General features: G+C 35.8%; 21 protein-coding genes and 1 tRNA gene. 14 read left to right on the forward strand and 8 right to left on the reverse strand.

Annotation, left to right across the window (positions count from 1 at the left end):
- Positions 1 to 3: 3 nt before the first annotated feature.
- Entirely contained in the window at positions 4 to 465 is a 462-nt protein-coding gene (locus tag ACMAZI_RS02705; protein ID WP_412473816.1) for a hypothetical protein, read from the forward strand.
- A 265-nt stretch (positions 466 to 730) separates the two neighbouring features.
- A complete protein-coding gene (locus ACMAZI_RS02710) occupies positions 731 to 2,263 on the forward strand; it encodes a hypothetical protein (RefSeq protein WP_412473815.1) in 1,533 nt (510 codons plus the stop codon).
- Between the two features lie 272 nt (positions 2,264 to 2,535).
- Here ACMAZI_RS02710 and ACMAZI_RS02715 read toward each other — a convergent pair whose 3' ends face one another.
- Together ACMAZI_RS02715 and ACMAZI_RS02720 are read right to left on the reverse strand one after the other, a co-directional pair.
- On the reverse strand, positions 2,536 to 6,609 hold the full coding sequence (locus tag ACMAZI_RS02715) for a P-loop NTPase fold protein (protein WP_412473814.1): 4,074 nt from the start codon (positions 6,607 to 6,609) through the stop codon (positions 2,536 to 2,538).
- A 433-nt stretch (positions 6,610 to 7,042) separates the two neighbouring features.
- Positions 7,043 to 7,118, reverse strand: a tRNA-His gene (locus ACMAZI_RS02720).
- Between the two features lie 162 nt (positions 7,119 to 7,280).
- Between ACMAZI_RS02720 and ACMAZI_RS02725 the strand changes: the two genes are divergently transcribed.
- Both ACMAZI_RS02725 and ACMAZI_RS02730 read left to right on the forward strand, forming a co-directional pair.
- On the forward strand, positions 7,281 to 7,883 hold the full coding sequence (locus ACMAZI_RS02725) for a hypothetical protein (protein WP_114705722.1): 603 nt from the start codon (positions 7,281 to 7,283) through the stop codon (positions 7,881 to 7,883).
- A 66-nt stretch (positions 7,884 to 7,949) separates the two neighbouring features.
- Positions 7,950 to 8,684, forward strand: a complete 735-nt coding sequence (locus ACMAZI_RS02730; RefSeq protein WP_158536762.1) for an HAD family hydrolase — start codon at positions 7,950 to 7,952, stop codon at positions 8,682 to 8,684.
- Here the strand turns inward: ACMAZI_RS02730 and ACMAZI_RS02735 are convergent.
- Together ACMAZI_RS02735 and ACMAZI_RS02740 are read right to left on the reverse strand one after the other, a co-directional pair.
- Positions 8,659 to 9,732 (reverse strand): RluA family pseudouridine synthase, encoded by a 1,074-nt coding sequence (locus ACMAZI_RS02735; RefSeq protein ID WP_120405468.1) that lies wholly within the window; start codon positions 9,730 to 9,732, stop codon positions 8,659 to 8,661. The genes ACMAZI_RS02730 and ACMAZI_RS02735 overlap by 26 nt on opposite strands.
- Positions 9,733 to 9,753: 21 nt before the next feature.
- Positions 9,754 to 11,952: a hypothetical protein gene (locus tag ACMAZI_RS02740; RefSeq protein WP_162929696.1), complete on the reverse strand. Its 2,199-nt coding sequence runs from the start codon at positions 11,950 to 11,952 to the stop codon at positions 9,754 to 9,756.
- 81 nt (positions 11,953 to 12,033) lie between these two features.
- Here ACMAZI_RS02740 and ACMAZI_RS02745 point away from each other — a divergent pair, with 81 nt between their 5' ends.
- Complete coding sequence (locus ACMAZI_RS02745) at positions 12,034 to 13,203, forward strand: hypothetical protein (protein ID WP_412473813.1); 1,170 nt, start codon at positions 12,034 to 12,036, stop codon at positions 13,201 to 13,203.
- Positions 13,203 to 13,982, forward strand: coding sequence for a hypothetical protein (locus tag ACMAZI_RS02750; protein WP_334677950.1), 780 nt, complete (start codon positions 13,203 to 13,205; stop codon positions 13,980 to 13,982). Before ACMAZI_RS02745 ends, ACMAZI_RS02750 begins: the two co-directional genes overlap by 1 nt.
- On the opposite strand, the gene ACMAZI_RS02755 is transcribed toward ACMAZI_RS02750, so the two are convergent.
- Genes ACMAZI_RS02755 through ACMAZI_RS02770 form a run of 4 tightly spaced genes read right to left on the reverse strand, consistent with a single transcriptional unit; the run spans position 13,968 to position 17,661 of the window.
- Entirely contained in the window at positions 13,968 to 14,996 is a 1,029-nt protein-coding gene (locus tag ACMAZI_RS02755; RefSeq protein WP_412473812.1) for a hypothetical protein, read from the reverse strand. The genes ACMAZI_RS02750 and ACMAZI_RS02755 overlap by 15 nt on opposite strands.
- Before the next feature lie 31 nt (positions 14,997 to 15,027).
- The gene (locus tag ACMAZI_RS02760; RefSeq protein WP_412473811.1) at positions 15,028 to 16,176 is read right to left on the reverse strand and encodes a cysteine desulfurase family protein; all 1,149 of its coding nucleotides are present in this window, start codon (positions 16,174 to 16,176) and stop codon (positions 15,028 to 15,030) included.
- 32 nt (positions 16,177 to 16,208) lie between these two features.
- Positions 16,209 to 17,318, reverse strand: coding sequence for a quinolinate synthase NadA (gene nadA, locus ACMAZI_RS02765; protein WP_120405463.1), 1,110 nt, complete (start codon positions 17,316 to 17,318; stop codon positions 16,209 to 16,211).
- Positions 17,319 to 17,340: 22 nt separating this feature from the next.
- Positions 17,341 to 17,661 (reverse strand): rhodanese-like domain-containing protein, encoded by a 321-nt coding sequence (locus ACMAZI_RS02770; protein ID WP_114705713.1) that lies wholly within the window; start codon positions 17,659 to 17,661, stop codon positions 17,341 to 17,343.
- 210 nt (positions 17,662 to 17,871) lie between these two features.
- On the opposite strand from ACMAZI_RS02770, the gene ACMAZI_RS02775 reads away from it, so the two are divergent.
- From ACMAZI_RS02775 to ACMAZI_RS02810, 8 genes are all read left to right on the forward strand, one after another.
- On the forward strand, positions 17,872 to 18,648 hold the full coding sequence (locus ACMAZI_RS02775; protein WP_158536760.1) for a ParA family protein: 777 nt from the start codon (positions 17,872 to 17,874) through the stop codon (positions 18,646 to 18,648).
- A gap of 101 nt (positions 18,649 to 18,749) precedes the next feature.
- A complete protein-coding gene (locus tag ACMAZI_RS02780; RefSeq protein ID WP_114705711.1) occupies positions 18,750 to 19,631 on the forward strand; it encodes a ParB/RepB/Spo0J family partition protein in 882 nt (293 codons plus the stop codon).
- 207 nt (positions 19,632 to 19,838) lie between these two features.
- Positions 19,839 to 20,573 (forward strand): hypothetical protein, encoded by a 735-nt coding sequence (locus ACMAZI_RS02785; protein WP_120405461.1) that lies wholly within the window; start codon positions 19,839 to 19,841, stop codon positions 20,571 to 20,573.
- A gap of 110 nt (positions 20,574 to 20,683) precedes the next feature.
- Complete coding sequence (locus ACMAZI_RS02790; protein WP_114705709.1) at positions 20,684 to 21,946, forward strand: Glu/Leu/Phe/Val family dehydrogenase; 1,263 nt, start codon at positions 20,684 to 20,686, stop codon at positions 21,944 to 21,946.
- 45 nt (positions 21,947 to 21,991) lie between these two features.
- Positions 21,992 to 22,474: a hypothetical protein gene (locus ACMAZI_RS02795; RefSeq protein WP_114705708.1), complete on the forward strand. Its 483-nt coding sequence runs from the start codon at positions 21,992 to 21,994 to the stop codon at positions 22,472 to 22,474.
- A 51-nt stretch (positions 22,475 to 22,525) separates the two neighbouring features.
- The gene (locus ACMAZI_RS02800) at positions 22,526 to 23,041 is read left to right on the forward strand and encodes a hypothetical protein (protein ID WP_120405459.1); all 516 of its coding nucleotides are present in this window, start codon (positions 22,526 to 22,528) and stop codon (positions 23,039 to 23,041) included.
- Positions 23,042 to 23,118: 77 nt separating this feature from the next.
- Positions 23,119 to 23,508: a LexA family protein gene (locus tag ACMAZI_RS02805; protein ID WP_162929695.1), complete on the forward strand. Its 390-nt coding sequence runs from the start codon at positions 23,119 to 23,121 to the stop codon at positions 23,506 to 23,508.
- On the forward strand, positions 23,509 to 24,795 hold the full coding sequence (locus ACMAZI_RS02810) for a Y-family DNA polymerase (RefSeq protein ID WP_114705705.1): 1,287 nt from the start codon (positions 23,509 to 23,511) through the stop codon (positions 24,793 to 24,795). It begins immediately after the preceding gene.
- Positions 24,796 to 24,840: the final 45 nt, after the last annotated feature.

Consider the following 24,840-nt stretch of genomic DNA (forward strand, 5'->3'; position numbering starts at 1 on the left):
AATATGGGGAAGTTTTTAAAATTTGTAGGAATCGTATCGTTAATAATGTTCACATTAGTCACCGTTGGTCTTGTTTATTTGTTTTCAACAGGATCAGGCTTAGATGATAGCTCTCAAAAATATGCAGATAGTATTATAGAGAACAATGTAAAGGGGTGGAAGACACCCATTCCGTATGATCAATTAAGTCTCGAGTTTAAAGAATCCATGTCCGAGGAAGATCTTAAAAAGTTTTGGACAAAGCTTTCAACTGTTGGTGATGCCACAAATATAACTGAAGGTATTGGTGAGGCTAAAGTTAATTATATTTTTGATAAAGGAAAAAGTGTTACGGCAAGTTATAAATACGTCGCAGATTATGAAAGCTGCAAGGCAAATATATACGTAAATTTAAAGCAAGAGTCGGAGATTTGGAAAGTCTATGGATTCAAGTTCATGTCTGTGAATAATTTGGATTGTTTTTAAGTGTATTTGAAAAAGTAAAATTAATAATGTTCTCAGGTGGCTTTTTTTGACTTTGCGTAATGAAAAAGCACCTGGCACGGCGTTGAAAAACTCAAAGAGGGGAATAGGATACAAGGAAAATTTATCAAATTTTAAATAAGCACTAAGGTAAAAACTTTTACTTGTCTTGATTCCTGATTTTTCTATAAGTATCAAGTCCATAACTTTAATAAATAAAAAAATAAAACTGTAGTGAGATTCAGCGTTTTATTTTGAGGAGATGTCTATGGGAATCCGAAAAGAAGTCGAAAGCTTTATTTTAAAAAATAATAAAGCTCTTTCTAAATTAGAGAGAGACTCGAAGATAATATTACATTACTTTGGGATGGGTGAAGAACAACTACCAACACTTCAATCAACTGCTGATTTTTTTGACGCAGGAACAAGAGAGAATGTACGACAAATAGTAAAAAAAAAGTTTACGCAGAAACTAATAGACTCAAATAGCACAATTTCAAATCTCGAAAGTATTTACCGTTATATTAATGAGAAAAAGCATATTGAATACGAAAAGTTAAACTCAGGGCTGATGAAAGAGGGATTGATAACAGAAGATATCTTTATACAAGGTATTCTAAACTTGTGTGAGGATATCGGAATTGGTGATGGTTACCTTATTGTTAATTCTAATTTCGATAAAGCTGGAAAGTCTGAATATGAGGCAGGTGATCCTCTTTATATCACGAGGAAAGATTCTTTAAATTACTTAAAAGGTGTGTGGAAGCAAGTTAAAACAGCACCAGGTCAGGTTGGCTTGGCTCCCGTAGAGTATTCTCTATCTGGTATTAGTGACGAATATAAAACCGTCATCAGGGAGCATATATATTCATCGACTGACTCATTGGTTATTTCTTTTGATAATCAGGAGTACTACATTTTTGAATCTCGCGATAACTTTTTAGAAAATAATCTAGAAAAGATGTTCTCGTTAAAAGACTCTTATTCCATCGAAGCACTTCTGCATGGTATTTCTTTAGTAATGAAAAAGCGTACTCAAAGAGAGCCACCTTATCCTAGCTTGAAAATTGTTGATAAGTATTTCATGACAACAGATAAACTTATTGTGGAAGATAGGGGGAGGGTACTTTTTCATAAGGATGTTGAGGCAAGCATTTTATCAGCCGAAGAAAGTAAATTAGTTGAATACCTACGTGAACATAAGAAAGTGAAGTATCCTGAGATAAGGGAAATGTTTAATGAAAAGTCGAAGGCTTTTGCCTCTGTTCTTCTCAAGTCACCCTTCTTATATAAAGATATTTCAGCCGGAAGGAAAGGATATGAATACTATCTATTGAAAGACTTCCCAATCGCTAATGAGTCTACGGGTTCAATATCACGGATTGATGTTTTAATTAATAAATTAAAAGCATTAAAAGGAAAGGGGACGGATCGCCTAGTGGATTCGAGAAGTCGTAAAGAGCATAAAATCTTAAGTGACATAATATTCTCGGGAAAGTCATCAGAGGTATGTGCTATTTGTTTAAAAAAATTACCAGTGGAACTTTTGTGTTGTGCTCACAAGAAAAAAAGGTCTGATGCTACTGAGGATGAAAGACTTAATCCAAACATAGTTATGCCTTTATGCTATCTAGGCTGTGATAAGTTGTATGAGAATGACTTTATCAGAGTAGAAGATGGGCAAGTCGTTAGAGGGGAGAATATGAATCACTCTGAGCTTCTCCAGGATGCTTTGGATAAAGTATTAGGTAATGAGTTAGATTCAAGATGGCTTACAAATAGTGAGTTTTTTAAACGCTAAGAATGTTAAAATATTCTTTCAGGTACTTTTTCACGACACGTCGTCAACGAAAACACCTGGAATCTAAGCTTTTGCCTAAATGCTAATTAGGTGAGTGTTTAGACCTTCAAACTTAGAGCCGTCGTAGTCGGTTTATATGGTACGCTACTAACTAACGAGACTCATTAACGTATTAAAAGGATCCATTATTAATACCTGAAAAATGGACAAACAAATAGGGCAACGAAATCAAGAAATGGGGTAACACGTCTACATATTACCCCATTTAGAAATTACGACAGTAGGTTGTCTACACCTTCAGTGAGTTTATTCATCATTGATTTGGCGGGAACATACTCTTTAAATACTTCCCATTTTTCTTTCATCTCATCAGAAGATTCTTTTGACTTTTTGAAGACTTCCCTCTTCTCAATAATTGAGGGATTATCAATTAACTTTGCTTTTTTTAGATTAGCTAAAATATTAGTTAAGTTTTCTTTTTTTATATCTTTAGTTATTTTTTTAGAAATTTTTCTTGTTAAGATTTGTATCTGCGATGAGTTTAGATCAAAAGAAATAGCTTCTAAAGAACTACTTAGTATCACAATGTCGTTTATAGCTCCGTTCGAAAGCATTGAAAAAAAATTGTTAATATTTGAACTTTCCTTTTTTGCCCATTTAGTAGTAAACTTAGAAATTGGGATATCTGTCTGATTATTCCAATCATCTGCAAGCCTTTCAAATAATTTTTCAGAAAGTTTTTCCAAATACTCTTGACTACAACTTGTATTAATTTGTTCGAGATAACTATTTAGGCAATCATTGTACTTTCTGGCCAGTTGAATAATCGTTTCAGCCTGTTCATCAATTTTTACTGAATTATTTTGCAAGCTTATCTCACTATAAAGGTTTGTGATATCATGATTCGTGTAAAGTGATATCAGTTCTAGTCTTTGATTTTCGTTTAGATGAGGCCATATAATGTTAGTATGCTTAATAGAGTCTTGAGGATGTGCTTTTGTTAAGTTGAACAAGTTTATTAAAATACTAGAAAATTCTTCACTTTGAACAACTTTGTTCCAGGTCTTTTTATACAAGGAGGCGATATCTATATTTGCAGGATGTTTGTAATGCGCCCAAAGTCTTGTTATTTCTGAGATTGATTTTTTTATTATTTCGTCTGACTGATCGCAAATAAATTCAGAATATAGTGTTGATGCCCCCGATATCCAACTTGTTTGTGCATGATGAGTCACGAGATAAGTATTTATTTGTTCAGAGCATTTTGTAAAAAAACCTTCAGATAAACTATTTTTGAATGAAAGGATGATGTCGACTTTCGCCTCGTATTTGTCCCAAGACTGGCTAGTTGCAATATCACTTAACTTTTCTTCTAGCATATATTGCGTATTTTTTTCCCACGAGGGGGTCTTTAGGAAGTTTTGAATTATTTCCTTGTCTTTATCTATGAGTGTTGTATTTTCATCAATAGGAGATAAGAAAAATGCAATTGTAGATTTCTGCGTCTCTTCATCGAAATTATTATTTAGAAAGAATGGAATAATTGTTTCTTGGCTCTCTTTAAGAGAATCGTATTTATCGTTTTTATTATAGCGAATAGATAATTTTTCTCCCATTGTTTTCCAGGAAAGAGATAAGCCTGTTGATGAATTTTGTTCTAGAAAGTTTTTCAAGGCATCTATGGTCCCTTTTTTTATACTAAAACTTTTTGGCGAGAGACTTCTTTTAAAAGAGCTATCTAACTTCGAAATCTGTGCTTCTGTAAGGGAGAGATCTTTTTCTTTCGATAGTTTTAAAGCTAGATCGATTTTTTCAGTTGTATCACTAACGTACTTTTCTTCTATTGATTGCTCGATAAGCTTAGAGTTTATCTGACTAATAGTGTTGCTGCTCATGTCAGCAATATTGTTCTCTATGAATTGTAGTTCTTGCGTCTTAAGTAATCGAGCTTGAAATAATTTTAACAACATCAAGGTTCTATTTTCTATTGTAAATGAACTCCAAAGTTTCTCAATTAAATTAATCCTTAGTTCTAAAAATTGTTCAACTTTGACTTGAATCGATGATTCTTCATTCTCTTCAGGCTCAGAGGTATTCTCAACAATAGTATTGAAGCGATTTATTAATGATGTATTAAACATAGCTAATGTTTTTTGGGAATAATCATTTTCAATGATTTGATTTGCCCAAAATATTATTTCATCTAGCTCCTCATCCTCCTCTTCTAATGGAATTGTAAAATGAGTTTTTAAATAATCAACGCCCTTTCCAACTTGTAAAACTTCATCCTCGTCAATTATAGAGAGAAGTTGGTCGTTTGATAAATTAACTAAACCTTGCTCATCGGTTCTTATTAGTAAGGATAATACTTTTTGGGTAGTTTCAGATAAACTCACGTACTTTAATATATCAACAATCTTCTTAATGTTTTCGTGTTCATCAACAAGTTCATTATCATGCAAATATTTAAGACATAGACTTGCCCACTTGTTTGCGATTACACTTTTATATTTTTCTGATAACTTCGAAAATATATTAACAACGGTATGAATAATATTTCTATTGCTGAGTGTAGAGAGTGATCTTTCTTCAAAGATATCTGAAATATAGCTTGATATAAGGTTTAGTCTGTCTTCATCTTCCTCAGAGTCTTTAAGTGTGGAATTTATTTGAGCAGCTTGTCCAGAAGTCAATGAAGAGTACATTAGTCGATAGAGTGCATCTCCACCAAGACCTCCTTCTGCATATTCATTTAGGAAAATAAATGGCCTTGATGATGTTGTCGAATAGAAGTACGTTTTTGATACAAAGGTAATAAACTTCTCATAATCTTGGTGTGGTTTTTCATTTTCATAGAATTGTTCACAAGCTTCAAGTTCCTCTGGCTCTAATGATTTTCTACCATCTCTTTCAATCGTTGCAATCCAAGAGAGTAAATCAGGATTATTCTGAATGTGTGGAATGGACCATGAAAAGTCCATTTTTAAAACAGTTATTCTTGCAAGAAACCATGGATTAGAGGTCACAGTTCCCTTGTTGAGTCGATGAGTTTTCTCCATCTCAAAAGCCGATAAGACAGAATTACAAAATTCATTAACTAATCGGCCAACTTGCCTAGGGGTTTTAACACCATCATGGATTAAAACATCAATAATTTCTTCAAGAGGGAACTTGTTTTCTATCTCTAACTTTCTCAATATATGATTGTTTTTTTCGTTTCTAATAGCTCTAATCGCAAAACCTTTCATGTCTCGCTTTTCAAAAGGAGGTAATCTGTAGGAGTGAGGAAAGTATCTTTGGACAAAGTCATCAAAACTTGTTGGTCCAGGGACATTATCCTTATAATCAATTTGTTTTAATTCGGCTAAGGACTTTTTAATTTTTCTTTCATCACATGTAACGACAAAAAGACAGTCGCCGACCTCCATGAAAGAGCGTAAAGAGTTTAAGCTATGAATAATCTCAGTGGATTGAAGACGATCTATATCATCAATAAAAAACACGGGGGATTTTTTTGTACTATTGAACCATGTTGAAACCATATCATGAAATACAACTTCGAGCGCTTCTGATGAGTGGTTGGGTTTTTGACTTTTTGTTTTTTTAGGAGGAACACTCCACTGTTTAATTTGTTCTTCAAAAAAGATAGGCATTTTTTTATATAAGAAGAAAAGAAAAATTAATGTAAGAGAAATATTTCCAATGATTACTTGAGACTCTAGTATTAATCCGAAGAGTTTTAAAGCCTGTGTTAGAAGCAGAATTAATACTATATAAATACCGAAAGCGATCAATACAGTAATGAAAGTACCCTTTAGCGCAGCAATGTTGTTCTTAAATGCGTTAGCAAATGAGTAGTCATCTGGAGAAACTTTTGTTGTACTCGTAGCCTTGAATAGCCTTTCTTCAAAATCATTATTAATCTCAGAAATCTTCTTCTGATCAATTTTATTGTTATCCCAGCCCTTGGTTCTGCAATACATAAGAAGATGAATTTTTCTTAGTAATGCTATCCTTAAGTCACCAGATTCATATTTCCAAGCAGTGAGATGAACTAGATCTAAATTTGAAGATGAAATACTGTTATCTTTTAATAACAGGCTATGAATTGACGATTTACCAACGCCATAGTCTCCAAGAAGAGCTATCGTATTATTTTTTTGTTTGGAGTTGTCTGTTTGGCCCTGATTAGAATTTAATACTTGAACAAGAAGTTTCGCAAAGTTTTTTGAGTGGATATTATGGTGTAACTCATCTTGTGAGGAATCCTGAATAGGAGCGGACGGTAAATGCCAGTTTGAGTCATTCGGGATTTCATTTGGAAATTGATACTTTGAGTTCTTCATACATACCTACTAATTTTTATTTATAACCTTAATAAGATGGTTGCTAAATAAATAATGTCAAGGCGAGTTAATTAATTTTTTTTAATAAATTGGTAGACAGCATGTAAACGGATTGTAGACATGCTTAGCAAGTTTGTGTTTCTGGAGAATTGGGCTTTTTATACTTGAGGTATAGAGATGCAGAGTTGGTGACCCCGCTTTGCGGCCATCGTGGCTATTTGCTTAAGATGAGATCGATACAAGTGCGAGGGCTCCTCCTCATGCTTTCGCGTCACGCTCAAGCAATCGTCGCCGGTTCACTCGCTTCCGCTGGCCGTCCGGGCCAGCTCTTCGCTAACGCGCGCTCGTTCACTTCTCGCCCCATCGGTCTCTTTATGCATAAATTTGGATTTCAGGAATAAAAAAAGCCTTCGCAAAGGAAGGCTTTTTTAAATGGGGTGACCGATGGGGCTCGAACCCACGACAACCAGAATCACAATCTGGCGCTCTACCAACTGAACTACGGTCACCATAAGAATGTGGAATTATTTATAATTGATTAGGCCTTATGAGTCAACCTGTAATTCTTTTGTGTGTAAGGATTGTGCGAAGTGTCTTAGGAATTCCTTGCATATAGTTAGGACAAGGCATTAAAATGATTAAAGAGTTTACTAAAAACTAGGAAGGAATATATGAAAAAGGCGTTTCTATCATTAATGATGCTGTCACAAGCTTCAATCTTCGCTTACGGGATCGGACAATCGACAATGCCAATGCTAAGCGGATCAAAGACAATTGCTACAGAACTTACTGGAATTACATCAGATAAGGGTGGAATGGGGATGCAAGTTCGCTACACTCATAAATTAGACGAGAAATTAATCGTAGATGGTGGTCTAGGGATTTCTGGTGGTGATCGTTCACAAAGACTATTTGTTGGTGCGGACTATGAACTGTATCCAGATTATATGCAACAACCTCGTGTTTCTGTAAAAGGGATGATTGAGCGTTCTACAGAGTTTGATGAAGGTGTTACAAAGCTTTCAATTGCTCCAACAGTAACGAAGGGATTCTCTTTTTGGGGTAAAGAAGCTTATCCATATGCTTCAATTCCTCTAGGACTATCACTAAATGGTGATACTCAGAGATATGAAACAACAATGAGTCTTAACACGGGGATTAACGGACAATTACCAATTGAAGGCTTCAAGCACCTAAACGGTACAATGGAAGTTCAAGTTGGCCTAAAGGATTCATTTACAGCTTTCTTAGCTGGTGTTTCTTTTCCTCTATAATTACTTACAAAAATTTTATATAAGAAAGGGCGGCTTAATGGCCGCCTTTTTTACATGAGGCATTCGATGACAACTCCAAAGATTATACTTTCAGACTTTGACGGTACGCTAACTCACCATACAGAAATGAGCAGTGAGCTTTTTGATATTTTAAATCTTGCTGAGAGTAAAAAGATCCCATTTGTTATCGTAACAGGCCGAAGTATCTCTTGGGCACATTTTCTAATCACTCACTTTTCAACACTTCCTATCGTTATCTCAGAAGGCGGAGGAGCTCTTAGTTGGCGTGATAAGAATGGACTTATTCAAAATGAATTCTTAGTTCCAGAAAGTGAGCTTGCAAAGCTTGAAGCTTTTTGTGTAAAGCTTAAAGAGAAGTATCCTAATTTAAATTTAACAAGTGATTCTTTGGGGCGAGTATCTGATCGCGCGATTGAATTATGTGATCTTGAAGATGAGAAATTTAAAAATGAAATTTGTCACCTTATGGATGAAGAGGGGATTAATTACTCAACATCTAATGTTCACTTAAACTTTTGGTGTGGAAACCTATCAAAGGCAAATGCAACAAAGGTTCTCTTTAATAAGTTCTTTTCACATCTAAATATGGAAGAAGAATCTATCTACTTTGGTGATAGTCTAAATGATCAATCAATGTTTGATAAGGTTAAGACTTCAATTGGTGTTTCTAATATTGATTCAGTTATGGATCGCTTAAGTGTAAAACCACACATTATTTTAAAGGGAAAAGAAAACGCTGGGCCAAGTGGTGTTCTTAATTACCTGAAAAATAATCTCTAGCTTTATCTTTAACAGTTTTTTCAATCTCATCTACTGGTGTCGAAAAACGCTCTTTAATTAGCGGGATGAAGTCCTTTGGAAGTGATGAAATATACATGCGATCTTCACCCTTGTAGTGAAGCTTTAGACCGATGGCATGGAGGCAGTGACGATTGTGTTCCATCTGGTCAAATTCTTCTGGTGCGGCCAAGTTATCTTTAAAGCGTTGAAACATTTCAAATGATCCAAGGTAAAGCTTATCACCTAATAGTGGCAGGCCTCTAAGCATTGCGTGAACACGGATTTGATGCTGGCGTCCAGTTTGAGGAAAGGCCAGTCCAAGTACATAATCACCTTCTTTAAAAAGAATTTTAAAGTCAGTATAGGCATGCTTTCCTTCATGAGAGTCCACGGGAAAAGAATCGATATAAACTCGCTTTAACCCTTCTTCACTAGCTCCAAGTCTTTCATCTGAAAAGAATTCTTGTGCTCCATTGTAATCTTCATTTGCTTTTGCAATAAAGAAGTAGCACTTCTTAACGCGATCATGGATGAACTCTTCACCCATTAGGTTTGCTATCTGTGGATCTTTTCCAAGCATCATCACACCTGATGTTTCACGATCAAGTCTGTGAATTGAGTGGATGGTTTTCTCATACTTTTCTTCAAACATTACTGTGGCACAGTAAAAGAGGTGGCGGCCAGTTGGGTGACAGGCCATATATGGAGGCTTATTCATGACAATAAGCTCCTTATCTTCAAAAATTATTTCAGGCTTTTCATCGAGTTCAATAAGTTCACCACGCCAATATTCGTCTTCTTGAGTTGTTCTTGTGATTCGAAAAAAGATTTTTTCTTTATAGTGGAGAGTCGTTGATGGCCTAGGCTTTCCTGGACGGTCAATGATTTGAACATCACCGGCTTTGATTCTCTTTTTCACTTCTTGACGAGACCACGTTTCAAGATAGATCTGCATAAATTGATCCAACCTCATCCCTTGATGAGTTTCTTCAACGTAATACGTCACCTCATAGACTTGAGTCGTGAATTTCTTATTTAAGATGGCCATGTTTATCTAAGTTAATTAGTACTAGTAACGTTCTTTAATTAGATACTTTATTAACTCAAATGAACCATTCTGTGAATAACCATATGAAGATTGAAGATTATCAATAACAACCTTAATTTCTTTTTTGATATCTTCTTTCAATGGGATATGGCCTTTTACTTCTTTTCCAGACATCTCTGCTTCAAAGAAAACAAGATTCTTAGCAATCTTATGAATTACCTTCTCTTGCTCTTTTCTAAATGATTCTTTTAGACGATCCACAACTTCTGGGAAGATTTTAGTATAATCGACTTCTTCGCCTTTATTATCCAGATACCAAGCACCTAGTTTAGAAATAAGGTGAGAACGGAAGTTAACAGCATCTTCTTTTAGATTGATATTATTTTCAAATTCTTTAATGAAGTACTCATCTGCATCTTCATACTTAGAAGTTACAACGTTTTTAATCTTTTCACCTTTAATCATGGCGTTGATATTTTCGATATATCTCTTTAAGTAATCTTCATAAGAGCGATCATCCACAAGACCTAATGACTCTCTTAACTTCTTATCAAAGTCATCAAGAGCTGATTCGTTGATTAGCTCAATGAACTTTGGTGGATTATGATAATCTCCGTGAGCAGACATATTTAGAAAGTCATATTCTGACTTCTTATTGATAATTCTTTTAAAGTAGTCCAGAACTTGAATAAAAGTAATTGCCTTATTCATATCTGCCAGACGATAAATAATATTTTTAATATCCCTTGGTGAGATACCAAATTTACCTTCGTAGAGATTATCGAATTCAAATTCTGATTCGATACGCTCAATATTATGTTTTAAGATTTGTGCTTGTTCTACGTCTAATCGTCCAGGGATGATTCTATCTTCAGAGTAGAGTCCGGCCTTCTCAAGTGGATTAAGAGTTGTTACGATAGCTGAAAGTTTCTTCGTATCTTCGTAGTGCTTTGTCATACAAGAGCGAATCCTAGTCATAACGGCGAACTTTGCAATGGCATCAAGAGCACCCGGCTCAAAATGAGTACGATCTTTAATACTATTGATTTGTTTTTGATAGATCTTCATTTCACTCTTATAGTCTAAGAGATATGGTACGCGGATAAATGTAAAACGTCCTTTAAATGAATTAAAGTCAGGGTGTTGCTTAAAGGCCGTTAAATGTACTTCATTTGATGTACCAATAAAGAAGATATCAAGCTCAGTTAAAATACCACCGAGATTAATTGATCCGGATTCCATTGTCATAAGTAGATACTTAAATGTATCCAATGGCCTTTTAAGTAGATCTGAATATTCTAGAATACCGCGATTGGCATGAATTGTTTCACCAGACATTTGAAAGAGATTTAATGACTGAAGTGAAGGTGGAAGAGAAGCAAGTCTCTGATCCATTGTGATTTGTTGCATCTTTGCATCAACATGTAGTTGAGGCTCAATTGTAACAGCACTTCTCGAATAACGACGAGAGATAGTGTAGCGCTCAACGCGAATATGTTTTAAGACTTCTTCATGCTTTCCTTTGTAATTCTTAAGTAGAGCATCGTAAATCATACGATTTCTTTTTGAGAGATCACCGCGGACAAGGTAAGACTTTTCAATTTCTTCCTGCTTTTCTGGATTCTCATTAAAAGCTGAATGGATTAAATCCTTTCTAACTTCTTTTGGGATAAGTAGTAGAGGGTGATCTTTTAATTCAGATGTTAAAATAGCTGAGATATCTTTATCTTCTAATTGTGCGTAAGAGCTTAAATCTGAAGTTGTCGATGCTTGGTTTAATCCAAGATTACCTTTTATGACTGTATTAATTGGAAAGATCCAACTAAATGTATAAAGAGCACCTTCATCTGTTTTAGAATAATCCTCAGCACCTTTCATAAGGCGCTTAACAAGTGAGCTCTTTGAAGAACCATTTGGCCCAATAAGAAGTATGAATTTATTATTAAAACCTTCTTCTGCAAAATTTCTTAGTTGCTCAATGATCTTTTCCTCAATCTTATACTGGCCAAATACTGCTGGAGCGTCTTGGTCATCATGTGAGAAAACATTTAAATGTTTGTGATCATCACGGCCAAAGTAATTAACCATGTCTTGAAGGTAAGCAGAAGTTGGCCTTAATTCCTTTTCAGGAGACTTCTTAAAGAGTTCATAATACTCAAAAAATGACATGATCTCATTGCCGTTAACTTCTAAATTATTTAAGCTATCTATCCAATCCATAATAATCCTTTGAATCCTTTTAACATAAGGAAATTCTATATATAATTTTACCATTGATTGGGTGTTACACATAAGTGAGAAATGTTTAAAAAAATAATTTTAACTACTATATTAATTCTGAGTGTTGGTGTCGGGTATTGGGGCTTTACAAAGCTGCAAACAAAAAAGACTTTAAGCCCGGATCAAATCGAAGAAATAGCGTCTACTTTGAAGTTTGAGTGGGAAAATGCACGTCTTGATAAAGAAGGTCAGTGTAAAACTCTTAGTTATGTAGATGACCAATATTATCAATGTTTTCCTGAGTATCTTCAGTGCCTATTAGAAAAAAAGCTGGTGAATGTTTATCTTGATAAAAAAGTTAAGACATTATCTCTCGTTCAAGGTTATTCGTATCATCAGATGCCAAGCTTTCGTTACTATGATTTTGTTGTAAAAGCTCAAGATTATGATCAAGAATTACAACTTAGCTTTGTGGATAGTTGCCAAGAAACCTATGTGCCACAACGTTACTATCCTTTTATGGCCAATAAAAGAGAAGTTACAATTTCTTGGGATAACTTTAATCGCAATCTCTTTGTGGATAAATTTCATGTACAAAATTGGGAAGTAAAGAATTGGAAGAACTTAGCAAATGATAAGCTCTCAAAGTCTGCTTATAAAAAAATCAAGGACAAGAATCTCTACTCGTATACTTATGGATTGTCAGTTGAGGAGATGGAGGCCTATTGCCGTTTTCAAGGAAAGAGTTTACTCACTGCAAGAGTTTTTGATGCAATTTCAATTCATCCAGAAGATTTAACAGATAATACAACTAAGTACTTAAGGGCACCGCTCTATCCTTGGACAAGAAAGAATACAAAAACACTACTTAATAAGATTCAACGAATGAAAGAGTTTCATGTTGAAGAAATCAAAGAAGAAGAACGATTCTCTCTTTGTGAAAAAAGTTATTCAAGTGAGTGTTTAGATCAAAATTATATACAAAAAGATAGTCGAAATGTTTCATGGGCCGGTGTTTACCAGATCTTTGGCGGGCCATTTGAATACTTAAGAAATATCATCCACCCAAGTGAGAACTTAAAGCTCTCTTCGTTTTATTTTAGCTGGCATTCTAAAGCACACCAAAATGGTATGCGCGGATATTGGGATGGTGAAGGATATGGTTTAAATAATATAGCCTTTGATCCCCTAAGAGCTGATAAATTAACTAATGACTATCGCATTGCATTTCGTTGCATGAGGAGTCTATAGTGAAATATTTAGTATTTATTCTGCTTTTTATTTCATGTTGGTCACAAAAGTTTGATCTTGAAGAAAGATTGTCTCTTGCAAAGAAGATTGAATTTAATAATCAATATTTAAATAAAGGTAATATCGAACAACCAAAGAATACTTGGATTAAGATTTTTGAATTCGATAACTTTTGTGCATTTTATAAAACTCCTTTTAATAAAAAAGAGGGGATACTTCGCTACGTTTCTAAAAGTGGTAATAAGTGCCAATTTGATGAAAAAATAAAGCTTCAAGAGAATATCTCCTCTCTTAAATTCTCACTATCAGCTGTTGATAAAGTCAGCCTCGATCTATTTCTTGGCGGTGAAAGAAGAAGTTATCATTTATTCAACTACCGAATGCCAAGAAAGTTTAGTGCCTTTCAAAATCAGTTAAAAAAGTCCTACTTCGATAATGTCTTCATTAGTGGTGGCCTTGAATACTTAAAGGATAAAGTCTTAAAAGATGGCCAACTCTGTCACGGAGTTAATATAGAGTGTAAGGATGTGGTGGCAAATATTTGTGATATGTGTCCTAGTGGAAGTTACGAAGTCGTAGATTTCAACTGTAAACAAGGTGGAAGTAAGTACTGTGGAGTTAATAAGTGTGGTACAAAAAACCAACCAGCTTGTCCTCGTGGTTATAAAGTTTTAGATACAAAGCTTCCAAGCCTCTGCTTTAATGGATCTCCTGCTGGCTTTTGTGAGCCTGGCCTTGAAACATTTTGTAATGATGATGGAATTCTAGTTTGTTTGTAGGATTTTTGTCTTAAGTACCTGAGCTGGCCTTAGTTTTAGACGACTTTTTCTCACTTCTTTAATGGCATTAATGTCATCAGGAGAAATATAACAACTATTAGTTACATCATAGAAATCAGAGCAAATTCTTACTTGTTGCGCTTCTATCTCTTTCGTTTTTGGAAAGTATCTTAAAAGAGTAATGAATTCCCCATGCCCAAGGTTAGAGACAACAGGATACTCTAGGATCTTTGTTACAGGCTCAATACTACTTCCACTAAAAACGATATCAATGGTATCTGGAGGTAGGCGCGTTAAGATTTTTTTAATGAAACTACGATCAATTTTGCAGTCTTTAAATCGGTAATCGATTTTATCACTACACTCATCATGAGCATGTAAGATAGCAATATTTATATCAGTCTGACCTTTGATCTTTCTTTTTATATTAAGGATTCTTGCAACGACATCATCAAAGAGGATTCCCTCTAAACCATCCTCATCTTTAAGTATCGGTTTGTATGGAGTTAGTCCAAAGATTCCAACCTTTACACCATTTATCTCCTTAATGATTACTTCTTTATTATTAAAGCTTGAAAGGGATTCATTTGTATCGAGTGATAAGAGATTTGAATTAACAAATGGAATATTGATCTCTTTATTCTTCTGATTCTTTAAGCTAATGAGGTCATGATCTGATAAGAGAACGGCATCGTATTCTAATTCATTTATATGCTCAAGAACTTCGTCACCATCTTCTTTTGATTGACCTGCTAGAATCTGCCCACCATCGATTAATAGAATATTTCCAAGTTCACTTCTAATGGCACTGAGGTATTTTCTCTGTAGCTGTGCACCACCAAATTCTATTTTTGAACCATTTATTAGCTCGTCTTTGTGAGGTGTGAGTTGCGACTTTAAATTACCAGTATAAGCGATAATAATTGAATCTTTAGTGTTCTTAGAGAACTTCTTAGTAAGCTTTAAGGAATTATATTTTTGAGAACTCTCACTACAAGAAATGAGAGTTCCCAAAATTAAAAATATGATGAAAAGGTTTTTTGTCTTAATAACTTTTTATCTTTGATAGTTTTTCGTAAGCGTTTATTAATGCACTTTCGATTCTATCATAGAGGGCAGGATCATTACAAAGCCCTAAAGAAATTCTCACAACACCTCGACCAATATCGTCAGTTACTCCCATGGCCTTAAGAACTTTAGAAGTTTGAGGGTTATTGTCAGAACAAGCTGATGATGTTGTTACATAAATTCCTTCAGATTCAAGCTCCATTTGCACGGCCTGGCCATGGATTCCTGGCATTGAAAGGTATGATGTTGAAGAAAGCCTTGGGGCATCTTCACCAATGATAACAATTTGTGGAAACTTAGCTTTAATATTTTCTTCAAATTGTTGGCGTTTAGTATTAATGGCTTCATATTTTGGTAGATTATTCATTGCATATGTTAGGGCAACGGCAAGAGTTTCATTTCCGAGGTAGTTTTGAGTTCCACCACGAAGACCTTTTTCTTGTCCTCCACCAATAATGAGAGGTTTTAAAGTTGCTGGATCTTTTGCAAGAACTAAGCCTGAGCCTGTCATGCCACCAATTTTATGTCCGGCCACTACAGCGTAATCAATTCCCGAGTCAGCAAAGTTAAATTCAGTCTTTCCTACAAATTGAGTTGTATCACATAGGAAAGGAACACCTTTTTCTTGGCATATTTTTGCAACGTCTAAGTAAGGTTGAATAACACCTGTTTCATTATTTGCTGCCATCACCGCAACAAGTGCAGTGTCTTCATCGATATGATTAATGAGGTCTTCTACATCAACAATTCCATTTGGCTTCGTTTGTAATGTATAGACTTCATGGCCGTGATTTTCTTGGTAGAAAAGAGCATTGTTTGTAACAGCTGAGTGCTCGATCCCAGAGATGATTATTTTCTTTTTTGGATTATTTAAAAGTACAGATTGAAATACAGTTGAGATACCTTCTGTCGAGCCAGAGTTAAATACAAGTTGACTCATTTGAGCACCGAGAAGCTTTGCACATACAGAGCGTGCATTTTCCATGGCCACCTTCACGCGTGTTCCAACATGGTGTGTGGCATTTGGGTTAGCAAATGGCCCCTTGTTTAGGCGGTTAATAATGTACTCCTTTACTTCATTGCAAATTGGAGCACTGCCATTGTAGTCAGCGTAAATCTCTTGCATGTTTAAATCCCTCTCTCTCTTGTGTGTAAAACCTATTTACTTAACTCAAGCATTTTATTTAATGCTTTCAGTGAGTATTCCTTAGTCTTGTCATCTACTTTAATTATATTAATAGGTTTATTTTCCTTAATCGCTCTAAAGCTGGCAAGTAGCCAACGCGGTCTTACTCGATACATTGTTGTACATAAACACTGGTAAGGTGACAGTGAAGTGATTTCTTTATCAGGAAAATCATTTGCTAAACGATTAACAAGGTTAATCTCTGTTCCTACTGCAAACTTTGAGCCTGCTGGTGCTTCTTTAATCTTATTGATGATGTAAGCAGTTGAGCCGTTATCGTGTGCCGCTTGTACAACATCAAAGTTACACTCAGGATGTACGATAACAGTTGTATCTGGTTTTTCTTTTTTTATTTGTTCTACTTGTGTTGCTGTAAAGCCTTGGTGAACTGAGCAGAATCCGTACCAAAGAATAACTTTGGCCTTATCGATTTGTTCGCTCGTTAGCCCACCATTAAGCATATTAGGGTTGTAGACAACCATTTCATCAAGTGAGATTCCTAGGTCATGACAAGTATTTCTTCCTAAGTGTTGATCTGGAAAGAATAATAGTTTTTGACCTTGATCAAAGGCCCACTTGATAATGTTTTGTGCATTTGATGAAGTACAGATTGTTCCATCGTTTTCACCAACAAATGACTTTAAAGTTGCAGCACAATTAATATAAGTAATAGGAATAATTTTATCGTTAGTTGATTTGCGCATGAAGTCCCATGCTTTATCAATCTCTTCTCGGTTTGCCATGTCGGCCATTGAACAACCTGCTTGCATATCTGGAAGGATGACGTGCTGGTCATCTCCTGTAAGCATGTCAGCAGTTTCTGCCATGAAGTGAACGCCACAGAAAATGATATATGGCTTATCCTTGAGTAGGGCCGCATCTTGAGCAAGCTTTAGCGAGTCACCTTTATAATCAGCAAACTCAATAACGTCATCTTGCTGATAGTGGTGGCCAAGAACAACAACTTCGTCCTTAAGCTCCTCTTTAATCTTTCTGAGTTCAACTAGCACTTCTTCGTCTGATAATTCTTCTTGAGAAATTATTGGACGGTGAACTTCCTCTTTTCCGAAAAGATCTAACATATTTATTCCTTTAATTTATTGATTAAGCCTTAATTGGGTAACCACTTTCTCCCCAAGCAAGGATTCCACCTTCTAGGTTGTATAAGTCTTCAAAACCTTCTTCCAGTAGAAATTGGCAAGCATTTAAACTTCTCTTTCCACTACGGCATTGAACAACAATTTTTTTACTCTTATCTTTTAAGTGATTCGCATATTGATTAGCGAAGTCTGATAGTGGAATAAAAATAGCTTCTTCAATATGACCTGCATCCCACTCATCTTGCTCTCGGCAATCCACAAGAATAAGGTCTGTATTCTTATCCATTAAATCCTTTAATTCACCAACTTCCATAAAGTTAATCATGCGTTACTCCTTTTATTAATACGACGTTTGGGAATTTAGAACATTCCTCACAAGCTGTCACCTTATGAGTAATTTACCATGTGCGTCTAAAAATAGATTTGATGGGGCTCAAATTGTTTAATCAGGTATTTGACGTTGCGTGATACTTTTCTTAACATTTTATATAGATAGTTTTTTATATTGGTCAAATGGATGACCAGGGGAGCTTACATGGAAGTTATAACGGTTGCAAATAACAAGGGTGGCGTTGGTAAAACAATGCAGTGCTACCAATTAGCGACTCACTTGGCCAATAAAGGTCACAAGGTACTTGTTATTGACCTAGATTCACAGGCCAATTTAAGTTCAACATTTAATTTACAGATTCACAGAACTCTTATTCCTGAGTGGTTAATCGGTGACGTTACTATCGAAGACGTTATGGTGCCTTCAGAAGGTAAGGGTAAATTTCATAAGAATATTACTGTTATTCCATCAAGTCGTCATATGGCCAATCTATCAAAGCTTCTGATTCTTTCAGAAGGTGAGATTAGAAAAGAAGCTGGCCGTAAGGAGAGACTGATGAGGCTAAGACTTGAGCAAATTCCAGAGGGAATGTTTGATTACGTTGTAATCGATACACCTCCAATGCTTGGTGATGAACTTATTATGGCACTTGTTGCAAGTAATAAGATTCTAATTCCAACACAGGCTCAAGATTACTCTATTGATGGTCTAGAAGAGTTAATGGATACTTTTGAAATTATCAAAGAGACTGAGAACTCTTCATTAGAATTCTCAATCATTCCATCAATGGTTAATGCGAGAAGAAAGATTGAAAAGCAAAGACTAGAAGAACTTGCTCAGTCTTTTAACATTACACCACCAATTCGTAATCTTGTTCAGATGCAAGAATCGATTTCATTAAAGAGACCTATTTGTAAAATGGGGAAGAAGTCGCGCGGACATCAAGATTACCAAAAGCTTTGGGAATCATTAAATCTATAATATTTTGAGACACACGGATGTGTTTCGCTTTTAAAGGGGCCATGTGTGTGTGACTGGCCCTCTTTAAAAGAAAATAGTCTCAACATAGGGAAGAGGAATTTATGGCAAAAAAATTTGCTCCAAGAGTTTCTAAGAAAGAAAGAAAAACTTTAAAATTAACAGATAATCTCGATAGCTCCGTAATGGAGAGACTTTCTGGTGATCGTCTTCTACAAGGAGCGAAGCTAGATGAAGTTTACTTAAAAGAGATTGTTGTAAAAGAGCAGGTAAGAACTAAATTTAATGATAGTTCTCTAAAAGAGCTTGCTGAAAACATCAAACAAAATGGTCTAATTCAACCACTTGTTCTTCATAAGGATAAGCTTGGTCGACTAACATTAGTTTGTGGTGAGAGACGTTACCGTGCCATGTCTCTTATTGAAAAAGAGAAGTGTCCTTGTTTTATTCTTGATAAGAAGAATGAACAAGAGCTTATGGCAATTCAATTCTCTGAGAACTCATCACGTGAAGCACTTCACTATATTGATAAGGCCGATGGTATTTTAAATTACCAAAAAGCAACGAAGGCGAGTGAGAGAAAAATTCAAGCTGCTCTTGGTATTTCAAAGTCTGAAGTTCACAGGTCTTTAATGATTGCCAAAATGGGTAAGAAAATTAAAGAAGCGGCCAAAGCTCATAATATTGAAAAGTATGTACTTCTAGAACTTGATGCTCTTGAGAAAAGCCCACTTAAAACAAAGCTCACTAAAATGCTTTATAAAGGTGAGTTAACAAAAAGAGCTGAACTTAAGAAGGCCATCAAAGATGGTGGTGTTATTAAGCCAGGTAGAAAGAAGAAAAAGCCAACTGTTCCAAAAGGACTTACGGCAAATGCATTTATTAAGACATTAAAGTCACAAGCTAAAGGTAAGAAGCTGGATAAGAAAACTCAGTCCTTACTTAATGAGCTCCTCAAAGAAACACAAAATATCGTCGATATGTAAGACATAAGCATGGCCAAGGGTGAAGCTATTCATCCTTGGCATGACCCTTGCAACTTATATTAGTAACTGAATAGTTTATTAATGTAATTTGAGGGACTTAACATGCTAAACACAGCGAAAAACAAGAGTAAAATTTCTACACAGTGTTCAAGATTTATACAGTTATCACTGCTTCTGTTCACATGTAATACACTTGCTAAAGGCGAAGTGAAAAAAGATTTAACTCTTTTTAAGTCTTTTAACCCTCGAGTTGAAGTCAAACTTCAAGAGCGTACCCCACAAAGTTTTTACGCTGATGTGGACTTTGCTCCAAAACCAGAAGATTATAAAACATTTCTCGACTATGTTTTTGTATATGATCACGCAGGTGTTCTAAAGAGGATGTCGAATCATTATCATCAAATGCAGGCAAGAGATGAATATGTTAGAAATTGGGATCTAACTTCCACAACATTTCATAAGCTCTCAACTATTGATGAGAGAAAGCGCTACTTTAATAAGAATTTTTTAAAGTATATTGATAAGAGAATTTCTGGCTCAATTAAAAGGGCAAAGAAAGGTTCAACAATGGCCCAAGTTGGTCAGATGAAAGAAACGTTAACACCAGAGTCTGAAGCACAAATTTCAGATAACTTTAAAGTTAAATTTAGAGCAAAGGTACTTAAGGGTCTTGCTATTATTAAAATCGAAAACCCATTTGTCGATGCTAATACATTTCTATCTCTATCTGATGGTCTAATGATGCAAGTAAGAAAGAATTTTAATGAAACTCGCACGATTGCCTCAGTTGATTACTATACTGCTGGAACAAATATTGAGCTTTATGTAGAACAAGGTTTAACAGATAGACTCTCTGCTAGAGCTTCGGCAAAAGATATTGTTGGAGGAAGTAATGCGTCGCACGAGTTACGTTTAAATTACTCAACTCCATTCAATTTCTAATTAACCGAATTTGGCAAAAAAAGTCAGTAATTGCCCCATGCATTTACTAGCTCATCCGTTATAATTGGAGTAAATTAGGAATTATTTTACGTATAACGGAGTTAAAAAAAATGAGCAATCTTCTAGATAATCCACTATATCAGGATGCCATCGCGCAATTAGAAGAATCTGCCGCAATTATGGGACTCGATCCAAACGTTGCCGACAGACTTAAACACCCAAAAAGAGCACTTCAAGTTGCAGTTCCAATTCGTCTTGACGATGGTACTGTTAAAACTTTTCAAGGATTCAGAGTTCAACACAATATGACTCTTGGACCTGGAAAAGGTGGGGTACGTTATCATCCAGGCGTTGACCTGGCCGAAACTGCTGGTCTTGCAATGCTAATGACTTTCAAATGTGCACTTGTTGGTCTACCTCTAGGTGGAGCAAAAGGTGGAATCTGTGTTGATCCAACAAAACTTTCTCGTCAAGAACTTCAAGGTTTAACAAGAAGATACACAACAGAAATTAATACATTCATTGGTCCACAAGTAGATATCCCTGCTCCAGATATTGGAACAGACGGACAAACTATGGCGTGGATGCTTGATACTTATTCACAACTAAAAGGTTATACTGTTCCAGGTGTTGTAACAGGAAAGCCAATTACAGTTGGTGGATCTCTTGGTCGTAGTGAAGCTACAGGTAAAGGTGTTGCCTTTTGTGTAAACTTTGCTGCTAAGAAATTAGGAATGAAAATCGATACAAGCACAACTGTTGCTATTCACGGTTTTGGTAAAGTTGCCGTTCCTGCGGCCCATGATCTTGAAGCACAAGGTGCAAAGATTGTTGCGGTTTCAGATGTTTCTGGCGCAATCTATAACCCAAATGGTTTAAACATTAATGCTGCACTTGAATGGACTAAGAAAGGTGGCCTACTAGCAGACATGGATGGAGTAGAGAAAATTTCTAACGAAGAACTTTTCGCTCTTGATGTTGATATCTTAATCCCAGCTGCAATTGATGGTGTAATCACTGAAAAGAATGCACATAAAGTTAAGGCAAAGATTATTGCTGAAGGTGCTAACGGTCCACTTAATAAAGCTGCAATTGATATCGTAACTAAGAATGGTTGTTTCTTAGTTCCAGATATTCTTTGTAACGCTGGTGGTGTTATCGTTTCTTACTTTGAATGGGTTCAGGGACTTCAGAATTTCTTCTGGGATCTATCAGAGATCAATAGAAAACTTCACGATATTCTAAAAGATGCTTTTGAGAACGTTTACGAAGCTCATCAGAAATATGATATCGATATGAAAAAGGCCGCTTTCGTTGCTGCTCTAAAAAGATTAGAGAGAGCAATGAGATTTAGAGGGCTCTTCCCAGGTTAATATTTTTCTTGTAAGATAGAGGGCACTTATAAGGTGCCCTTTTTTATGCGATATATCTTACTGCTTATTCCATTCTTCGCTTTTGCCAATGTGACAAGTGAACTTGTTACGGGGGCAGACCGCAAGCTCTTCTCATACACGCAAGTATGTGAATTCTTTGGCGTAAAGGATGCCTTACTCGCTAGTAAAGAATCTTCTTCTAAAATTGACTGCATGGGCAAGTCATTTGAAATCTCTAATTTTTGTGAAAAGAAATACACAGGTAATTTAAATTATACTAAGGCGCGCTTTGATCTCGTTGATGGTAAAATTGCATGTCACTTCTCTGATACTGTCATCCTTGAGCTTGTATGTAAGGGGAAGTATTCGAAGTTTTGTAAGAATACTAATGAATCTTGTAATGAGTTAAAGTCTGAGTTTGCTCACTCTCTTGATCTTTCCACTTCTATGATTCTAGAAATTTACCCTCCTCGTTTAAAATGTTTCTTTCAATCAAAGTCAAAGATTCCTAATTCTACTAATTTATAACTTCCGTTAAATTTCATTCCTTGCATATATTCATCCTAATCGGAGGAGAGTATGCACAAACAAATGCTTGGGTTACTGCCATTGGGAAGTAAGGCCCATTTAACAGAGATGTATGGCTATTCATCTAAGGGGATACCCGGCCTTGAAATAGTGGGGCTTGGTTCAAAGGGAAAGGCCATTAAAGAAAAATTTATCTTTCTATCAAAGAAGTATAATTTGAAAATTGCTCCTAAACGCTATGTTCTTTGTATTGATGATAATACGGTTCTTGGCTCTCTTAGTTCTAAAGAAGAACTTTATCGCTGGCTTGAGTTACCACTTCTTATTCTCTATTGGTCCATGGCCGGTGTTCTTCCTATTCAAAACTTAAGTGATTGTCTTTGTGCAGGAAGGATTTCAACACGTGGTAAGATTGAGCCCTTTCGCTTTGATGAAACATCATCAGACTTTCTTCATCGATTGGATGACTTAAAACTTAAGGTGATCGCCAGTTACAATGATGACTTAAGAGGACTTACGTACTTTATTCCCCTTGATGAGATCATTAAGTTCCCAGATGCATCATAAGTTGTTGAATTTTAATAGATTAGGAAAGGTTTTCTTTTATCTTGTGCGTAAGTTATGCGTAAGTTATAATGAATCTTATGAACACGCACAAGAAACTTCCAGTAGCAAATTGTGGCCTCTTTGGAATCAGTGAGGACCACATTGAAAATTATCAGTCTTTAGATGAGCGCTTTGTCCAAAATCGTTCAGCGACTTTCTTCTTTGAAGCTCAAGGAGACTCGATGGAGCCATTGATTATTCCTGGTGACGTTTTGGTCATCGATCGCTCCTTAGAAGTTAAAAGTGGAAGAGTTGCTATTGTCTACTTAGATGGAGAGTTTCTATGTAAGCGTTTCATTAAGCAAGATGGGAGAGTCATCTTGCGCTCACACAATCCCTTGCATCGAGATATCACCATCACTGATGAGATGGACTTCTTGGTGTGGGGGCCAATTGTAGCAGTGGCACGCGATATGAAGGAACTTTAAATGGGAAGTCATAATAAGCAGAAGGTTTATGCTCTTGTGGATTGCAATTCATTCTTCTGTTCTTGTGAAAGGTTATTTCGGCCAGAAATTAGAAATAAACCAGTAGGGGTTTTATCAAATAATGACGGATGTTTTGTCTCTCGTACACCAGAGCTAAAGGCCCTTGGTGTAAAAATGGGAGACCCTTATTTCAAGGTAAGGAGGCTTTGTGAATCACACAATGTTCATGTTTTTTCTTCTAATTTTTCTCTGTATACAAATATCAGTGATCGGGTGATGAATGTCTTGGCCCGTTTTGCACCTTCTTTAGAAATATACTCTGTTGATGAGGCCTTTCTTGATCTAACGGGGATGGATGAAGACCTTGTGGCCTATGGCCATCGCATTAGAGAGACGGTTTTACAGTGGACTGGAATTCCTGTCAGTATTGGGATTGCACCTTCTAAAACACTTGCAAAGATTGCAAATCATATCGGCAAGAAATCAGAAAAAGCCAATGGCGTTGTCTGTCTTCTCGATGAAAGATTACAAGATGTAGCCCTTAAAAGAGTTTCTATTGAAGATGTTTGGGGGATAGGAAGAAAGAATAGTGTAAAGCTTAGGACCTTGGGAATAAAAACGGCTTATGATTTTAAGGCCTTTAAGAATATAAAAGTTATACAGCGAACTTTAACTAAACTTGGTCGTATGACTCAAGATGAGTTAAGGGGAATAACCTGTTACGAATTAGAGGAATGTCGGCCAAAGAAGAAAGAGATCCTCTGCTCTCGTACCTTTAGTGGCAGTGTTGTTGATCTTAAAAGCCTGCGAGAATCAGTTGCAAATTATGTAACTAATGCAAGTGAGAAGATGCGAGCACAGCGTAGCTTGTGTGCAACAATTGAAGTTTATTGTCATAGTGATCCACATAAATTAAATGAAGTACCTTATTACGGTAAGGATAAAGTTAAGCTTCTTGGGCCAACATCTGATACAAGAAAGATTATCAAGTATGCCTGGTCTGCACTCGATGATCTTTTTAAAATGGGTGTTTGTTTTAAAAAGGCCGGAGTTAAGCTTGGAGACTTTTCAGATGATGAGGTAATTCAACAAAGTCTCTTTGAAGAGTTAGATGATCCACGTAGCGCAAAGCTTATGAAAATTGTTGATGAAATTAACCGTCGTGAGGGGAGCGGTATGATTCGTTCAATGGCCTGTGGGGTTGATAATGATTCATGGAAGATGAGAAGAGAAAAATTATCGAGGCGTTATGTGACAGGTTGGGCCCAGTTACCAAAGTGCTCTTAACCAAAGAAATTACTGAGTGCGTTATCTTCTCTATATTGCCATAAG

Origin of the sequence: Halobacteriovorax sp. YZS-3-1 (genome assembly GCF_047084945.1) — a bacterium.
Lineage (GTDB): Bacteria > Bdellovibrionota > Bacteriovoracia > Bacteriovoracales > Bacteriovoracaceae > Halobacteriovorax_A > Halobacteriovorax_A vibrionivorans.

Bases quoted from the DNA above. Each gene is read 5' to 3' on its own strand.
- ACMAZI_RS02705 (WP_412473816.1), top strand. From the start codon at position 4: ATGGGGAAGTTTTTAAAATTTGTAGGAATCGTATCGTTAATAATGTTC.
- ACMAZI_RS02710 (WP_412473815.1), top strand. From the start codon at position 731: ATGGGAATCCGAAAAGAAGTCGAAAGCTTTATTTTAAAAAATAATAAA.
- ACMAZI_RS02715 (WP_412473814.1), bottom strand. From the start codon at position 6,609: ATGAAGAACTCAAAGTATCAATTTCCAAATGAAATCCCGAATGACTCA.
- ACMAZI_RS02725 (WP_114705722.1), top strand. From the start codon at position 7,281: ATGAAAAAGGCGTTTCTATCATTAATGATGCTGTCACAAGCTTCAATC.
- ACMAZI_RS02730 (WP_158536762.1), top strand. From the start codon at position 7,950: ATGACAACTCCAAAGATTATACTTTCAGACTTTGACGGTACGCTAACT.
- ACMAZI_RS02735 (WP_120405468.1), bottom strand. From the start codon at position 9,732: ATGGCCATCTTAAATAAGAAATTCACGACTCAAGTCTATGAGGTGACG.
- ACMAZI_RS02740 (WP_162929696.1), bottom strand. From the start codon at position 11,952: ATGGATTGGATAGATAGCTTAAATAATTTAGAAGTTAACGGCAATGAG.
- ACMAZI_RS02745 (WP_412473813.1), top strand. From the start codon at position 12,034: ATGTTTAAAAAAATAATTTTAACTACTATATTAATTCTGAGTGTTGGT.
- ACMAZI_RS02760 (WP_412473811.1), bottom strand. From the start codon at position 16,176: ATGCAAGAGATTTACGCTGACTACAATGGCAGTGCTCCAATTTGCAAT.
- nadA (WP_120405463.1), bottom strand. From the start codon at position 17,318: ATGTTAGATCTTTTCGGAAAAGAGGAAGTTCACCGTCCAATAATTTCT.
- ACMAZI_RS02770 (WP_114705713.1), bottom strand. From the start codon at position 17,661: ATGATTAACTTTATGGAAGTTGGTGAATTAAAGGATTTAATGGATAAG.
- ACMAZI_RS02775 (WP_158536760.1), top strand. From the start codon at position 17,872: ATGGAAGTTATAACGGTTGCAAATAACAAGGGTGGCGTTGGTAAAACA.
- ACMAZI_RS02780 (WP_114705711.1), top strand. From the start codon at position 18,750: ATGGCAAAAAAATTTGCTCCAAGAGTTTCTAAGAAAGAAAGAAAAACT.
- ACMAZI_RS02790 (WP_114705709.1), top strand. From the start codon at position 20,684: ATGAGCAATCTTCTAGATAATCCACTATATCAGGATGCCATCGCGCAA.
- ACMAZI_RS02795 (WP_114705708.1), top strand. From the start codon at position 21,992: ATGCGATATATCTTACTGCTTATTCCATTCTTCGCTTTTGCCAATGTG.
- ACMAZI_RS02800 (WP_120405459.1), top strand. From the start codon at position 22,526: ATGCACAAACAAATGCTTGGGTTACTGCCATTGGGAAGTAAGGCCCAT.
- ACMAZI_RS02805 (WP_162929695.1), top strand. From the start codon at position 23,119: ATGAACACGCACAAGAAACTTCCAGTAGCAAATTGTGGCCTCTTTGGA.
- ACMAZI_RS02810 (WP_114705705.1), top strand. From the start codon at position 23,509: ATGGGAAGTCATAATAAGCAGAAGGTTTATGCTCTTGTGGATTGCAAT.